Here is a 16,343-nt window from a genome sequence, read left to right as displayed (position 1 = left end):
CTTCACGGCCGACTTTGTACCGGTTTCCACCCTCCCGGCTCGCTTGGACTAAAGTCAAGTGCAGTTACTCTCCCAATCAACGAAAATAATATCTTCAAGTTTTTTCATATTATAACCATTCTATTTAGAAAAGCAACCCCCAAATGACTAAACCTTCTCTGCAAAGACTCGCAGGCGCCTGTAATCTGCGTAAAATGCATCCTCATGCCAGAGCGTCGTTTGGGCAGCTTGGCTGATGCGGGCAATTGCTTTGTCCTTCTCGCCAGCCGAGAATCCAGCGAAGAAGTGATCGCCAAAATGTTGCAGCCAATACATCATACCGTCCTTGCCCTCAGGCAGCTTCGTGGGACGGTCGAAGTGATGGGCGATATGCACCCGGAACCCTTGGGATTCAAGCAGGCTGGCATACTGGCCAAGACTAGGAAAATACCACGGATTTCGGGTGTCGGCATCGATTCCATAATGATCGGCGAACACCGTTTTTAAGGCTTGATAGATTCCGTCGATATTCCCTTTGCCTCCAAATTCCGCGACGAATCGGCCGCCGGGCTTGAGGGCTCCATGGACGGAGCGTACCACGCCTGCAGCATCCTTCATCCAGTGCAGGGCAGCATTGGAGAAGACGGCATCATACGGCGTTTCGGTTTCGAAGTTCTCTCCGTCTCCGGCCAGAAACGAAAGCCCGGGGTATTTGCTTTTGGCGCGTTCAATCATTTCGGCCGAATAATCCATGCCGGTTACGTATGCACCCGAAACGGATATTTCATAAGCCAAATCACCGGTCCCGCAGCCCAGGTCGAGAATCCGTTCTCCGGGTTGAGGCGCAAGAAGCTCTACGACTCCTTTTCCATAAGCCGAGACAAACGATAACTGCCGATCATAATCGTAAGCTTTCCATACTTGCTCTGACATAACAACACCCCTTCACCCATGAATTATCCTCATTGTGACATGTTTGTCTTATAATTAGAAATATATAAATGCGATAATGTTGATAGGTTTTATCAATAAACCAACGGGCAAAAAGCCGCTGAGCAGCGGATTTATGTAGAACATTATTTGACGGCAACAAGAAGAGCGCCAACGGCAATGAGTGCAACGCCAGCTGCGTTAATCCAGGATATCTTTTCTCCAAGAAACACAAAGGCAAGAATGACCGCGATGACAACGCTCAACTTATCGATCGGTCCTACCTGCGATACTTTGCCGTATTTTAGCGCGAGAAAATAAAACAGCCAGGACAATGCCCCCGCAATGCCGCTGAGCACAATGAAGCTTAATGCTTTCTTCTGAACCAGAATGTCACCGAGTTCCGAGAACTTCCCCTGAACCCCCACGACCCCCAGCAGAAACAATGCCATGATGACAGAGCGAATGGCCGTTGCCGAGTTGGCATCGATGGTTTGCAGACCGATTTTTCCGAAAATGGCGACAAGTGCCGCCGTGACCGCAGACAGCAATGCGTATACAAGCCATAATGGCAATGCTAATCTCTCCTTCCTGACAAAGATAAAGTCTCTGATTAATGTACCGGATTCCTTTATAATAGTACAGAGCAATTTTAACGATATCATGAATTCTCAAGGGATAGAACGATTTGGAAGGGACTGGATGAAAAATGACGCATTATATAGCGCCTTACGCAGAAGAGTTTCATGATCAGCTAGTGGAATTATGGCTTCATGCCGTATCCCAAACGCACGATTTCCTGACGGAGGAAGATATCGGATTTTACTATGATATGATGCAAAACGGAGCGCTGAGATCCATGGAGATCTGGGTCTGCTTGAATACGGAACAGGAACCGATTGGATTTATGGGGCTGGATGGCTCCAAAATCGAAATGCTGTTTGTGGATCCCCTCCATCACGGCCAAGGTACCGGAACGACACTGATCCGGCACGCCGAACAATTGAAGGGGCGGAGGCTGCAAGTCGATGTGAATGAACAGAACCCCAAGGCCCATGCCTTTTATAAAAAATACGGATTTGTGCAAATCGGCCGCTCCGAGCTGGACGGCTCCGGGAAGCCGTTTCCGCTTATTCACATGCAGCTGCCTTATCCAATCCGATGAAAAAGGGAGGTGCAGCTAAACTGGAGGAATCAAAGTTTTTTCCGAGTAACTTGTCGTTTCGATATCCTTGGCGCTCCTATCAGAAACGGGTGCTTCAAGGGCTGGAGCATCATCTGAAGAATCGCCATCTGCATCTGGTGGCGCCGCCGGGTTCGGGGAAAACCGTTCTGGGACTGGAAGTCATGCTACGAATAAATCGGCCCACCATTATATTAGCTCCCACGCTCACCATTAAGCAGCAATGGGCAAGCCGCCTCGTGGAAATGTTCCTTGATGAGCAGGACCAGCCGGAATGGATCTCTACTTCGCTCAAACGACCGGCCTTGGTAACGATTACGACCTATCAAGCCCTTCACAGTCTGCTAAGTGCTTCAGGCCAGCAGACGTCTGCGAGAAAGAAAAACACTGCGGAGATGGAGCATGTGGATCAAGCCGGAGATGAGAACCGCGAGTTTTCAGATACGGGCATGGAAGGCTCTGAGGCGGAGCGGGTAGGGAGTGACAGTGACCGCGCGGATGATATCACGGACGGTACCGAGGCACAAGAAGCTCTGGAACTGTTGAAGCAACGGGGATATCATACCGTCATTTTTGACGAGGCGCATCATCTTCGGATGTCTTGGTGGCAAAGTGCCATGCAGCTATGCGAAATGTTGGATCAGCCAACGAAAATCGCGCTTACGGCGACGCCGCCATACGACGTCAATCCGAGGGATTGGCAGCGATATATCGACCTTTGCGGTCCCATCGACGAAGAAATCAGCGTCCCCGAGCTAGTCCGCCATGGGGAGCTTTGCCCGCATCAGGATTACATAAGCTTGACGATGCCTACTCAAGAGGAGGCAGCTAAACTAAGGGAGTTTCGGCTGCAGGCAGCGCAGGTCAGAGACGAGCTGGTGCGGGATCAGTTTCTGGCAGACCAAATCGCCAATCATCCCTGGATTGCACAATCCGAAACGTACATGGAGGAAATTTTGTCCTCGCCGGGATATTACTCCAGCATGGTGTTTTATCTGCGTGCCGCCAATCAGCCGATCTGGAAGGACGCAGTGAAGCTGCTCGGCATGAAAGAGAAGGAAACGCCCGACTTTTCTGAGGAGTGGCTGGAGGAGCTCCTTGGCGGTATGCTGTATAAAGATACACATATAAATGGCGAGCTGCCCGAGTTAAAGGCTTTGCAGAAGAGGCTCAGTCGATTGGGCATGATTGAACGTCGTAGGGTATATATGCGTTCTACACCTGCCTTTGACAAAATGCTGGTCCAAAGTGTCTCTAAATTACATGGGATCAGCCGTATTCTTGAATTCGAGCGTTCCATTCTGGGAGATAACTTGCGGATGGTCATTTTGACCGATTATATCCGCAAGGAGGACTTGCCGAAGGATGCAGATGACGAGAAGCCGCTGAATCGACTCGGCGTTGTCCCTATTTTTGAGTTGATCCGAAGGCAGCTAGCTGAAAAAAGAGGTTCACAGCGCGAGGACGAGCTGCCCATAGGCATTCTGACAGGCTCCTTTGTTGTGCTGCCGGTAACGGCTCTGCCTTTGGCCAGGGCTTGCGCCGAACGGCGGGGGCATCGCTTATCGGAGCGTCCCCTTGAACACGACAGCCGCTATGTAACGGTTGAGGTTCGTGATACGAATCGTTCGGCTATTGTCGCAATCATAACGGAAGTGTTTTCCGAGGGAGAAATCAAGGTGCTGATCGGTACGGCGGCTCTTCTGGGTGAGGGTTGGGATGCTCCCGGAATCAATTCCTTGATCATGGCATCGTATGTAGGCTCGTTCATGCTATCTAATCAGATGAGGGGACGGGCGATTCGCGCCCAGCGCGGGAACCCGGATAAGACCGGAGCGATTTGGCATCTGGCATGCGTAGATACAGCCAAGATCGATGGCGGCGAAGATTTGAGCTCGCTTGGGCGAAGATTTCGTTCTCTCGTCGGTTTATCGATCTCGCACCAGACTATAGAGTCGGGCATGGAGCGCATGGGGCTTGATCTTCGGAAAGGGCAAACCACAGGAAGCATTAACGACTATAACCGCGACACATGGGAGCGAGCGAGGCAGCGGCATCTTCTGAAGGAACGTTGGGATTCGGCGATTGCCCTTCACAGCTCCATGACGGAAGAACTGACGGCGGATCGAGAGAGTATCCCTAGGCCTGTAGTGTTTGCTCATACGGTGAAAGCCGTCCTCATTTTTGCCGTTGGTTTGGGGCTTGGTACCTTCACCGAGGCGATGACGTCACCGCGTTTGCTTCAATCGGACGCGCCGGTCTGGTTCAACATGCTAATCCCAGTTGCCGTTGCCTTGCTCGTATCAAGTCCTTGGATATATAAAGCCATCAAAATGCTGGTGCGGCATCAGTCGCTGGAGCGGAGTATCCGGGAGGTTGCTCTTGTCGTTTATACGACCCTGTTCGATATGAAGCTGGTCGAATCCGAGCCAAGCATTCACCGGTTGAAAGCGGAGGAAGAGGGGGGGACCGTTGTGTGTTGGCTGAAAGACGGAACCACGCAGGAGAAAACACTCTTTCTGAATTCGCTGCAGCAGGTGCTGGACCCGATCGAGAACCCGCGTTACCTTTTATACCGTGAATCGCGCCGCTGGTTTGTGATCAAACGGGATTACCATGCCGTGCCGGAGGAAATCGGTCGTCGAAAAGAGCATGCCGAGCAGTTTGCCCAATTGTGGCGTAAGCATATCGGTCCGGCCGAACTGGTTTACACCCGTACCCCCGAAGGAAGGAAAATACTTCTGACCGCGCGAGCGAAAGCGTTGTCCTCTATTTTCGTGAAGAAATCGGATCGGGTTAGTGCTTGGCGGTAGTACACCGACTGTTTGCAGAAGATGTAGAGCAAGTGGTGAGGGCTGCGTTGCCTTAACGGACTCAGGAGCCGTTAATTGGGGGAAAAACACTCCTACAGATATGGTAGCGGACCTGAAGGCCGTTATTTACGAAAAAAGAGGGTAATTTGCCTGTGAATTAGCTAAATAACGGCTGTGGTGTCCGTTAAATTCTAAATTGGACCGTTTTTTCTGAAATAACGATCCTATGGTCCGTTAGAGTTTGTGGTGGGATGTTGGGGCACTGCTATGGAGTCATATGCCCGACTGTACCTCAGAAGGGATACGGCCTTGCAGGCCGACTGCGAAGTAGTCCTAACGAAGCGTAGGCTCCGACGAACCCCTACCAGGGGTTCTCATCCCCATGGACGCAAAAACACCGCCCCTAAGAGGCGGTGCCTTTTTACGTCCCAGAAGGGATACGGCCTTACAGGCCGACTGCGCAGCAATCCTTCCGAAGCATAGGCTCCGACGCCCCCCCTACCAGGGGTTCTCATCCCCATGGACGCAAAAACACCGCCCCTAAGAGGCGGTGCCTTTTTACGTCCCAGAAGGGATTCGAACCCCTGACCGACGGCTTAGAAGGCCGTTGCTCTATCCAGCTGAGCTACTGGGACATAGAAATTTTTCAAGCAAAAAATATATTATCACATACGTCGGAGAAATTCAATCATTATTTTAAGATGCAAAGATTTTTGGATTTGCGAGATTATTCGAGTATCATATCGGGTTATATTGATAAAATATACGCAAAAAATGAATGGGAATCGTCGTCTTTATGTTGCCAGGTGCTTGAAAGACGCAGGCCGTGCGTCCTTTTTTAAACTTGGCAGTACATATGCTATAATCAACGAATACGAAAAACAGGACTAGAAAGGAGGTGTCCTTATCAAGGACTCTTACTCCCAAGAACAAGAGGACAAGAACATCATCCTGTTTCCGAAGACGCTGGATTATTACCAGATTCAGCTTACGGTTATGCTCGAGAATGAACGTTACGGTGAAGCGATGGAGGTTCTGCGCTTTCTGCAGAAATGCGGCGGACAGAATGAACGGCATTATGAAGAGTGGAATTCGCTCCTCGACTGGCTTGAAGCTGCATTTCCGGAACAGGCTGTACCCCGTTCGGATGATTCCGAAGCAGAGCCCGAGGAGGATGATCCGGACGAAGCGGAAATGGCGAGGCAGATGGTTAGGGACAAAGTTGCCCAGGATGCCGGATATGCCGACAAGCTGCTGGCTTCGGTCATGAACGGACCGCTGACGGAGCAGACCATTTTGGCGCTGGAACAGCTTGCTTATTTGGACCGTCCGGAGATCGACGCTATTTTGGTCGAGTGGCTGCATGATACGCCGCTTCATCCGCTGCTGCAATTTCGGGTGCTGCAAACGCTCCGGAGAAGAGGAATGGAAGGGCATGTGAGCCTTCATCGCGGGCAGGAAGCCGTCGAGATTGAGATCGATACGGTTCCCCTGGATCCGGGAAGTTTCCCGGACGCCATTACAAAAATTTTGGAGCGTGTTGCCGATCAGACTGAGGTGCATGAGCCGACACTGTTTTATTTTGCACAGGAATTATGGTCTCAGTTCATCATGGCGATTTACGGCACCGAAGATTACCATTCCATGCTGGATGAAGAAGAATCCACGCTTGACATATGGGCGGCTGCGCTGCATGACATTGTATCGGAGAGTCTGAAAGGGTTTCGCAATGAGGAGGAAATCCGCCCGCTCTACGGCATCACGGACACCATGCGGTTCCGATATGAGGGAGCCTACCGATCTCTGAAGCAATTTGTTGCTGCTGGTGTGGAAGATTAGCCAGAGTTGGAAAACGTTTACGGTATCGTAGCATAAGGGTTCGCCCTTGAAAAAGAATTTAATGTTGTTTATACTATAGTGGTTATTCGGTACGTGATACATTATTGCGTCGACCACGTGAATTATTTTGGAGGGGAAAGCATAAATGAAAGCAACTTGGGAAAAAATAGAGAAGAACCTTGGCGTTCTTGACGTTGAGGTTGATGCGGAGCGCGTTGCATCCGCCCTCGACAAAGCTTTTAATAAAGTAGCTAAAAAAGCAAATGTACCTGGATTCCGTAAAGGTAAAGTACCTCGCTCAATCTTCGAAGCTCGCTTTGGCGTTGAGAGCTTGTACCAGGATGCAATCGACATCCTTCTTCCAGAAGTATACAGCGAAGCTGTAGAACAAGCGGATATCTTCCCTGTGGATCGTCCGGAAGTGGACATCGAGCAATTCGCTAAAGGCGAAACTTTCAAGTTCAAAGCAAGAGTAACTGTGAAACCAGAAGTTAAACTTGGCGAATACAAAGGTATCGAAGTTGCTGCAGTAGCTGCAGAAGTTTCCGACGAGGAACTGAGCGAAGAGCTCGTGCGTCTGCAACAACGTCATGCTGAGCTTACCGTTATCGACGAAGGTACTTCCCAGTCTGGCGATATCGTTGTGATTGATTTTGACGGTTCCGTTGACGGCGTTCCTTTCGAAGGTGGACAAGCTGAGCGTTATTCCCTTGAGCTTGGAAGCAACACATTCATTCCAGGCTTTGAAGACCAAGTGATCGGAATGGCTACTGGAGACTTCAAAGACGTGGAAGTGACATTCCCTGAAACTTACCATGCTGAAGAATTGGCTAACAAACAAGCGATCTTCAAAGTGAAAGTTCACGAAATCAAACGCAAACAGCTTCCTGAGCTGGATGATGAATTCGCTAAAGACGTAAGTGAATTCGACACGCTTGATGAGTACAAGGAAGATCTGAAGAAACAATTGCTGACTCGCAAGGAGCAAGAAGCACAAGGCGTTCGTGAGAACGAAGCCGTTGAAAAAGCAGCAGCCAACGCTGAAGTTGAAATTCCTGACGCTATGATTCAATCCGAAGTTCAAAACATGATGCGCGATTTCGACAACCGTCTTCGCCAGCAAGGCATGAACCTGGAAATGTTCCTTAGCTTCTCCGGCCAAACGAATGCCGATCTGGAAGGTCAAATGAAAGACGATGCTGCAAAACGCGTTCGCAACAACCTCGTGCTTGAGCAAATCGCAAAAGAAGAAAAACTCGAAGTATCTGAAGAGGAAATCAACAAAGAGCTGGAAAACATGGCTGACACGTACAAACGTCCTGCCGATGAAATCCGCAGCATCCTGGGTGCTAACGGTTCCCTTGACAGCCTTCGTGAAGAACTGCTTCTTCGCAAAACAATCGACTTCTTGCTGGAAAACAGCGTAGAAGGCGCTCCTGTTGAGAAGAAAGAAGCAACTGAAGAATAATAAATAGGCAGCTGCGAAAAGCTGCCCTCACATTAGATAAGGCACGTACATTTCATGCGTGCCTTATTTTTAACTAAGAATAGCCAATTTACTACTAATTGTGACATGAATTGGTTATTAATTTCGACATACATAATGAGACAAGTTGGCAGGATATAATTCTTGGCAAGTTCATAGAATGTAAGCAGGGTTAAAAAATGACATCGTGCTGTGAACATGTTAGAATAACTTTTGTAACGCTGTAGTATATTTTTCAAGGAAAAGAGGTTGGTCGCATGAGTCTTGTACCTATGGTTGTGGAACAAACCAGTCGAGGCGAAAGATCTTACGATATCTACTCAAGATTACTGAAGGATCGCATAATATTCCTCAGCAGTGCGATCGATGACGATGTTGCCAATCTTGTCATTGCCCAGCTTCTGTTTCTAGCTGCGGAAGATCCGGAAAAAGACATCTCTTTGTACATCAATTCCCCTGGCGGTTCGGTTACAGCCGGGATGGGTATATATGATACGATGCAGTTGATCAAGCCTGATGTGTCCACGATTTGCGTTGGTATGGCTGCCAGCATGGGATCACTGTTGCTTACTGCAGGAGCGCCAGGCAAACGCTATGCTCTCGAGAACAGTGAAGTGATGATTCATCAGCCGCTCGGAGGTATTCAAGGCCAGGCATCCGATATCCAAATCCATGCAGATTGGATCATCAAGACCAGACATAAGCTGAATCAAATCTATGTGGAGCGCACGGGTCAGCCCCTTGAAAAAATCGAACGCGATACGGACCGCGACTTTTTCATGAGCGCGGAGGAAGCGAAGGCGTACGGTATAATTGATGATGTTCTGTCTTCACCGACCAAATCTTAAGGGGTGGTAAAAGCATGTTTAAATTTAACGATGACAAAGGGCAGCTGAAGTGCTCCTTCTGCGGAAAATCGCAGGAGCAGGTCCGCAAGCTGGTTGCGGGGCCCGGTGTTTATATATGTGACGAGTGCATTGACTTGTGTTCAGAGATCGTTGAGGAAGAACTCGGCCATGAGGAAGAAGTGGATCTGAAGGATATTCCGAAACCACGTGATATTCGTGACATTCTGGATCAATATGTAATCGGTCAGGATCAAGCGAAGAAATCCCTTTCCGTCGCCGTGTATAACCACTATAAACGTATCAACACCCAGAGCAAAATTGAGGATGTTGAATTGCAAAAGAGTAATATTTTGCTGCTCGGACCTACAGGTTCCGGTAAAACATTGCTCGCGCAAACCATGGCCAAAATTCTCAACGTGCCGTTTGCTATCGCCGATGCAACTTCACTGACCGAAGCTGGTTACGTAGGTGAGGATGTTGAGAACATTCTGCTGAAGCTGATTCAAGCAGCGGATTATGATGTGGAAAAAGCGGAACGCGGCATTATCTATATTGATGAGATCGATAAAGTGGCTCGTAAATCGGAGAATCCGTCCATTACTCGTGACGTTTCCGGTGAAGGGGTTCAGCAGGCCCTGCTGAAAATTCTTGAAGGCACCGTTGCTTCCGTGCCTCCGCAAGGTGGACGCAAGCATCCGCATCAGGAATTCATCCAAATCGATACTACGAACATCCTGTTTATTTGCGGCGGAGCATTTGACGGGCTGGAGCAGTATATTAAACGCCGGATCGGTAAAAAGGTCATCGGCTTTAATGCATCCGGAGAAAACCAGAAGGATCTTAAGCCAGGTGAATACCTGACGATGGTTCTGCCGGAAGATCTGCTGAAATTCGGCTTGATTCCGGAGTTCGTCGGTCGTCTGCCTGTTGTGTCTACGCTCGAACCGCTGGATGAGGCAACATTGGTACGAATTCTGTCCGAGCCGAAAAACGCGCTGACGAAGCAGTACCAAAAGCTGCTTGAATTTGACAACGTAAACCTCAAATTTGAGCCAGGCGCGTTAGAAGAGATTGCCCGCGAAGCTATTAAGCGCAATACCGGTGCGCGCGGACTGCGTTCCATCATTGAAAGCATCATGCTGGACGTGATGTACGAAGTGCCGTCCAGAGATGACATTAAGGATTGCGTCATTACGGAGCAGGTCGTTCGTGATAAAGTGATTCCTGAACTGCAAGCCAAAAGTAACGAAGACGACAAGAAACAAGAAGAAAGCGCCTAATGTGCTCTAGTACATTAGACGTGGAATAAATCTACGTTGATTCTCCACTTCCAATTATACCCAGTCGGGTTGATTGGAGTGGAGCTTTGGCGTTATATGGGAGAGATCGTACCATGTTTTTGAGACAAGACACACGGCCCGTCAAGGTGGGGAATCTTACCATTGGGGGAAAGAACGAAGTCATTATTCAAAGCATGTGCACCACCAAAACAGCAGATGTAGAGGCGACCGTTGCCGAGATACTCCGTCTGGAAGAAGCGGGATGTCAGATCGTTCGGGTAACGGTGAACAATGAGGAAGCAGCTGCGGCCATTAAGGAAATCAAGAAACGCATTCATATTCCGCTTGTGGCGGACATTCATTTTAACTACAAACTTGCCCTGATGGCGATCGAGAACGGTATCGATAAAGTCCGGATCAATCCAGGTAACATCGGTAAGCGTGAAAAGGTCGAAGCTGTCGTGAAAGCATGCAAAGAGAAGGGGATTCCGATTCGGATCGGGGTTAACGCCGGTTCCTTGGAGAATCATCTCCTTGAAAAATACGGGTACCCGACACCGGAAGCCATGGTCGAGAGCGCTTTGTATCATATCGGAATCCTGGAAGAACTGGATTTCCATGATATCATCGTTTCGCTTAAAGCGTCTGATGTACCGATGGCGATTGCAGCTTACACTAAGGCTGCAGAAGTGATTCCGTACCCGCTTCACCTGGGCATTACCGAAGCAGGTACCCTGTTCTCGGGTACCGTCAAGAGTGCCGCCGGACTTGGCGCGCTGTTGTCCCTTGGAATCGGCAGCACGATGCGTATTTCCTTGAGTGCCGATCCTGTGGAAGAGATCAAGGTCGGCCGGGAGCTGCTAAAATCCTTCGGTCTGATCTCGGATGCGGCAACCTTGGTATCTTGCCCGACCTGCGGACGGCTGGATATCGATTTGTTCTCCATTGCCAATGAGGTAGAGGAGTACATCTCGAAGATTAAAGTCCCGATCAAGGTTTCCGTTCTCGGCTGTGCCGTAAACGGTCCCGGAGAGGCCAGAGAAGCCGACATCGGTATTGCCGGCGCTCGGGGTGAAGGTTTGCTGTTCCGATACGGAGAGATGATCCGTAAGGTACCGGAAGAGACCATGGTTGAAGAGCTTAAGAAAGAAATCGATCATATCGTGAAGGTGTACGAGGAAACGGGCGAAATCCCGGGCCGAAAGCACAAATCCACGGTCTGAGCTGGATAACTAAGTTGTAAGAATATCTCGGCTTATATAAAAACGGCAGTCTCTGGATTCAAGAGACTGCTGTTTTGTTGTTTTTAAGAGTTTAAGTAGTCCAAGGCGTGGCTTTAAACGGATTAAAGTACAACAGAACCAAATAAAGTAATCCATTGATTTCTGACAGAAGTAAGATTTTTTAGGGTCTGTTCACAGTATTTTGCAGTCCCTTGTCTTTTGATCTTAAATCGAGCTTCTTTGTTATGAAGCTCAGCCCTCACACTTCCCCACCCTCATGATTTAGAAGGATGCCATGCGCCGCACCAGCGGAGCGGACGAATCGATTCCGGAGAAGCGGATGCGTTCGCCTTTGTTTCCGAATTTCTACATTGGTACTCGTCATTCATGAAATTTGGAAACAACAGCGATCGGAGGAACGATACGTACGGGGAGCGTCTCACCATCGCTTTTTACGGCTTCGTCAATGTATCCTAATCTAATCATCCCCTCTTTTACAATTTGTTCCCCCTCCAGCGTTTTACCATCCGAGGAATCGGCAATACTACCATGTATTAACGTTTGGATGAAGACATAATGGAGTACAGGAGGAATGACTTGTGAATTTAAGTATCGTGATTATGCTGGTGCAGCTGTTTTTTGCGGTCATCATCGGCATTTATTTTTGGAATTTATTGCGCGGGCAGAAGACAAGCAAAACAGCGGTGGATCGGGAATCGCGCAAGGAGCTCGATAAACTCCGCAAACTCCGGTCGATATCGCTAACGAAACCGCTCGCTGAGAAAACAAGGCCGCAAACGATGGATGACATCGTGGGGCAAAAGGACGGCTTGCGCGCCTTAAAGGCAGCGCTATGCAGCGCAAATCCCCAGCACGTGATTGTATATGGCCCGCCGGGAGTCGGTAAGACGGCTGCTGCCCGCGTGGTGATGGAGGAAGCCAAGAAGAACCCGCAATCACCTTTTAAATATGACGCGAAGTTCACGGAGATTGACGCCACGACGGCCCGCTTCGACGAGCGCGGGATTGCCGATCCGCTCATCGGGTCTGTTCATGATCCGATTTATCAAGGTGCCGGTGCCATGGGGGTAGCGGGCATTCCTCAGCCGAAGCCGGGAGCGGTGACCAAGGCCCATGGGGGGATCCTGTTTATTGATGAAATTGGGGAATTGCATCCGATTCAGATGAATAAGCTTTTAAAAGTGCTGGAGGACCGCAAGGTGCTGCTCGAAAGTGCATATTATAATTCGGAGGATGCCAATACACCTGCCTATATACACGATATTTTTCAAAATGGCCTTCCAGCAGACTTTCGTCTGGTGGGTGCTACGACACGTTCGCCCGAAGAGATTGCTCCTGCGCTTCGTTCACGCTGCATGGAGATTTTTTTCCGTCCGCTTTTGCCTGAAGAAATTGGAAGGATTGCAGAGGATGCCATTCAGAAAATTGGTTTGAATGCAGCGCCTGAAGCGGTTGAAGTTGTGAAGCAGTACTGCTCTAACGGACGGGAAGCGGTCAATATGATTCAATTGGCAGCCGGTCTTGCATTGACGGAGAAGCGAGATTCGCTGCGAGCGGCGGATGTGGAATGGGTAGCCAGCAGCAGCCAGCTTCAGCCAAGGCCCGACCGGAAAATACCGGAGAAGCCTCAGATTGGCGTAGTCAACGGATTGGCCGTATATGGCCCGAATATGGGGGCACTGCTTGAAATTGAAGTATCTGCGGTTCCTGTCGAGAAGGGCCGGGGTACCTACAATATCACCGGGGTTGTCGATGAAGAGGAATTTGGCGGAGGCTCGCGCAAGCTGCGCCGCAAGAGCATGGCTAAAGGCTCGATCGAGAATGTCCTAACCGTGCTGGGGTCGATGGGCTTTACGCCTAAAAACTATGAACTGCATATCAATTTCCCCGGAGGAACACCGATTGACGGTCCTTCCGCCGGTATTGCAATGGCCACGGCAATCGTATCCGCCATGAAAGGAATTGAAGTCGATAACAAGGTCGCCATGACCGGCGAGATGAGCATTCATGGAAAAGTAAAACCGATAGGCGGGGTCATCGCTAAAGTGGAGGCGGCATTTCAAGCAGGTGCTACCCGCGTGATCATCCCTAAAGACAACTGGCAGACGCTGTTCCAGGATTTGAGCGGCGGTTTGAGAGTAATTCCGGTAGAATCGGTGGATGAAGTATTCGGCCATATTTTTGGCGGATCATTCGCTCCGGAGGTTGTACAGCTCCCTGCAAACGAGGTTTTTCCATCCTCTTCCGCTTCATTGCTGCAGGCGACGCCACCGCGAAATGGTAAAATAACGGACGCCGGAGGATGTTAAGCTTCGTTTGGTTGGTTTTTTATACGCAGATTTGATAAAATAGGAATAGTGTCAACATTGAGAGCCATTGGAGGTGCGAAAGCGATGGGACCCAGTAAATCTAAAGGTCGTCGTTTTCCTTTACTGCCTTTGAGAGGTCTTTTGGTTTATCCAAGCATGGTGCTTCACTTGGATGTAGGCCGGGAGAAATCGGTAAAGGCTTTAGAAAAGGCGATGGTTGAAGACAATTTGATTCTCCTATGTTCTCAATCGGAAGTGAACATTGAAGAACCGATGCAGGATGATATTTTTCGGATTGGCACAGTAGCGAATGTACGCCAGATGCTTAAGCTTCCAAACGGTACCATACGTGTGCTAGTGGAGGGTATGGAACGGGCGGAAGTTATTGAATATACGGATCAAGAGGAATACTATGAGGTCATTGCTCGGGAACTTCCCGAAGAAGAGAATCATGACCCTGAAGTTTCCGCATTAATGCGAACCGTACTGTCTCAGTTTGAGAATTATATCAATCTGTCGAAGAAGGTGACACCAGAGACACTGGCGGCCGTTTCCGATATTGATGAGCCGGGCCGACTTGCAGACGTCATCACGAGTCACTTGTCACTGAAGATCAAGGATAAGCAAGAAATTCTCGAAACAATTGATGTTCGCAAACGGCTCGAGAAACTTCTAGATATACTGAATAACGAGCGTGAAGTGCTGGAGCTGGAGCGCAAGATCAACCAGCGGGTCAAGAAGCAAATGGAGAAGACCCAGAAGGAATACTATTTGCGCGAACAGATGAAGGCCATCCAGAAAGAGCTTGGCGACAAGGAAGGCCGTGCCGGGGAAGTAGAGGAACTCCGAAGTCAGCTTCAGGAGCTTGAACTGCCGGAGCGCGTACATGAGAAGGTAGAGAAGGAAATCGACCGACTCGAGAAAATGCCGGCGAGCTCTGCGGAGGGCGGCGTGATTCGAAACTATGTCGATTGGCTGTTGGCGCTGCCGTGGACTAACAAGACCGAGGATGATCTGGACATCGTCAAAGCGGAGCAAGTGCTGGACGAGGATCATTACGGTCTTGAGAAGCCGAAGGAACGCGTGCTGGAATATCTGGCGGTCCAAAAGCTGGTGAAGAAGATGAAGGGGCCTATTCTATGTTTGGTTGGTCCTCCAGGGGTCGGTAAAACATCACTGGCCCGGTCCATTGCTCGATCTTTGGAACGCAAGTTCGTTCGTGTTTCATTAGGCGGGGTAAGAGACGAGGCGGAAATCCGCGGTCACCGACGCACTTATGTTGGGGCTATGCCGGGACGGATCATTCAAGGCATGAAAACGGCGGGTTCGATGAATCCTGTGTTCCTGCTGGATGAAATCGATAAGATGGCATCCGACTTCCGCGGCGACCCGTCTTCCGCACTGCTTGAGGTACTTGACCCTGAGCAAAACAATACGTTCAGCGATCATTTCGTGGAAATTCCTTTTGATCTGTCCAACGTCATGTTTGTAACGACGGCGAACGTGCTTCACAACATTCCAAGACCGCTCCTGGACCGGATGGAAGTGCTGTACATTCCAGGCTATACGGAGCTGGAGAAACTGCAGATCGCCAATCGTTATTTGCTGCCCAAGCAGAAGAGTGAGCATGGGCTTACGCCGGAGCAGTTGATTCTGGACGAGGAAGCGCTCATGAAGGTGATCCGGGAGTATACCCGTGAATCCGGGGTGCGGAATCTGGAGCAGCAAGTGGCTGCGCTGTGCCGCAAAGCCGCCAAACAGATCGTCACCAATCAATCGGAATCCATTGAGATTAAGGCAGACGATATTAAGGAATATCTCGGTATTCCGAAGTTTCGCTATGGCATGGCCGAGCTTGAAGATCAAGTCGGCACGGTAACAGGACTTGCATGGACGGAAGTGGGCGGCGAGACGCTGACCATTGAGGTTACCGTGGTGCCTGGTACCGGCAAGCTGACCTTGACAGGTAAACTGGGTGATGTGATGAAGGAATCGGCTCAAGCCGCCTTCAGTTTTACCCGCTCGAAAGCGGTAGAACTGGGCATTGATCCGGATTTCCACGAGAAGCTTGATGTCCATATCCATATCCCGGAGGGAGCCATTCCGAAGGACGGCCCTTCAGCCGGCATTACGATTGCGACGGCTCTTATTTCATCTTTAACCAAACGGCATGTAGCCCGTGATGTGGCCATGACGGGGGAGATTACACTTCGGGGACGCGTTCTTCCGATTGGTGGCTTGAAAGAAAAATCCCTGGCAGCCCACCGTGCCGGCTACAAAAAAATATTACTCCCTAAGGATAACGAACGTGACCTGCGTGATATTCCTGACAGCGTGAAGAACGACGTTGAGTTCGTTCCGGTATCCCATATGGATCAGGTTCTGGAGCATGCGCTCGTTGAACAAGCGGGAGTGCACTAGAGAGGAAAGTC

At 49.8% G+C, this 16,343-nt stretch carries 11 protein-coding genes, 1 tRNA gene and 1 other annotated feature (1 of these 13 running past the window's edge); of the genes, 9 read left to right on the top strand and 3 right to left on the bottom strand.

Annotation, left to right across the window (positions count from 1 at the left end; all coding sequences use genetic code 11):
* Nucleotides 1-89 (bottom strand) — a binding site (T-box leader) (it extends 135 nt beyond the left edge of the window).
* 58 nt (nucleotides 90-147) lie between these two features.
* Together PLA01S_RS00275 and PLA01S_RS00270 are read right to left on the bottom strand one after the other, a co-directional pair.
* Complete coding sequence (locus PLA01S_RS00275; RefSeq protein WP_127589537.1) at nucleotides 148-912, bottom strand: class I SAM-dependent methyltransferase; 765 nt, start codon at nucleotides 910-912, stop codon at nucleotides 148-150.
* 143 nt (nucleotides 913-1,055) lie between these two features.
* Nucleotides 1,056-1,484 carry an EamA family transporter gene (locus PLA01S_RS00270; RefSeq protein ID WP_127589536.1) on the bottom strand — a complete coding sequence of 143 codons (429 nt, stop codon included), beginning with the start codon at nucleotides 1,482-1,484 and terminating at the stop codon, nucleotides 1,056-1,058.
* A gap of 134 nt (nucleotides 1,485-1,618) precedes the next feature.
* On the opposite strand from PLA01S_RS00270, the gene PLA01S_RS00265 reads away from it, so the two are divergent.
* The gene (locus tag PLA01S_RS00265) at nucleotides 1,619-2,074 is read left to right on the top strand and encodes an acetyltransferase (RefSeq protein WP_127589535.1); all 456 of its coding nucleotides are present in this window, start codon (nucleotides 1,619-1,621) and stop codon (nucleotides 2,072-2,074) included.
* 50 nt (nucleotides 2,075-2,124) lie between these two features.
* Entirely contained in the window at nucleotides 2,125-4,905 is a 2,781-nt protein-coding gene (locus PLA01S_RS00260; protein WP_246059256.1) for a DEAD/DEAH box helicase family protein, read from the top strand.
* A gap of 561 nt (nucleotides 4,906-5,466) precedes the next feature.
* On the opposite strand, the gene PLA01S_RS00255 is transcribed toward PLA01S_RS00260, so the two are convergent.
* Nucleotides 5,467-5,540 (bottom strand) — tRNA-Arg (locus tag PLA01S_RS00255).
* A gap of 361 nt (nucleotides 5,541-5,901) precedes the next feature.
* On the opposite strand from PLA01S_RS00255, the gene PLA01S_RS00250 reads away from it, so the two are divergent.
* The 7 genes from PLA01S_RS00250 to lon all read left to right on the top strand — a co-directional run bounded on the left by PLA01S_RS00250 (nucleotide 5,902) and on the right by lon (nucleotide 16,332).
* On the top strand, nucleotides 5,902-6,744 hold the full coding sequence (locus PLA01S_RS00250; RefSeq protein ID WP_127589533.1) for a hypothetical protein: 843 nt from the start codon (nucleotides 5,902-5,904) through the stop codon (nucleotides 6,742-6,744).
* Between the two features lie 145 nt (nucleotides 6,745-6,889).
* Nucleotides 6,890-8,212, top strand: coding sequence for a trigger factor (tig, locus tag PLA01S_RS00245; protein WP_127589532.1), 1,323 nt, complete (start codon nucleotides 6,890-6,892; stop codon nucleotides 8,210-8,212).
* 275 nt (nucleotides 8,213-8,487) lie between these two features.
* Nucleotides 8,488-9,078 (top strand): ATP-dependent Clp endopeptidase proteolytic subunit ClpP, encoded by a 591-nt coding sequence (clpP, locus tag PLA01S_RS00240; protein ID WP_006208779.1) that lies wholly within the window; start codon nucleotides 8,488-8,490, stop codon nucleotides 9,076-9,078.
* A gap of 14 nt (nucleotides 9,079-9,092) precedes the next feature.
* The gene (clpX, locus tag PLA01S_RS00235; RefSeq protein WP_100540795.1) at nucleotides 9,093-10,358 is read left to right on the top strand and encodes an ATP-dependent protease ATP-binding subunit ClpX; all 1,266 of its coding nucleotides are present in this window, start codon (nucleotides 9,093-9,095) and stop codon (nucleotides 10,356-10,358) included.
* A gap of 113 nt (nucleotides 10,359-10,471) precedes the next feature.
* Nucleotides 10,472-11,581 carry a flavodoxin-dependent (E)-4-hydroxy-3-methylbut-2-enyl-diphosphate synthase gene (gene ispG, locus PLA01S_RS00230; protein WP_071223433.1) on the top strand — a complete coding sequence of 370 codons (1,110 nt, stop codon included), beginning with the start codon at nucleotides 10,472-10,474 and terminating at the stop codon, nucleotides 11,579-11,581.
* Between the two features lie 620 nt (nucleotides 11,582-12,201).
* Complete coding sequence (lonB, locus tag PLA01S_RS00225) at nucleotides 12,202-13,911, top strand: ATP-dependent protease LonB (protein WP_371860377.1); 1,710 nt, start codon at nucleotides 12,202-12,204, stop codon at nucleotides 13,909-13,911.
* Nucleotides 13,912-13,995: 84 nt separating this feature from the next.
* Nucleotides 13,996-16,332 carry an endopeptidase La gene (gene lon, locus PLA01S_RS00220; protein WP_127589530.1) on the top strand — a complete coding sequence of 779 codons (2,337 nt, stop codon included), beginning with the start codon at nucleotides 13,996-13,998 and terminating at the stop codon, nucleotides 16,330-16,332.
* Nucleotides 16,333-16,343: the final 11 nt, after the last annotated feature.

The organism is Paenibacillus lautus NBRC 15380, from assembly GCF_004000945.1.
Lineage (GTDB): Bacteria > Bacillota > Bacilli > Paenibacillales > Paenibacillaceae > Paenibacillus_AQ > Paenibacillus_AQ lautus.
This window is presented reverse-complemented; position numbering and strand designations above follow the sequence as displayed.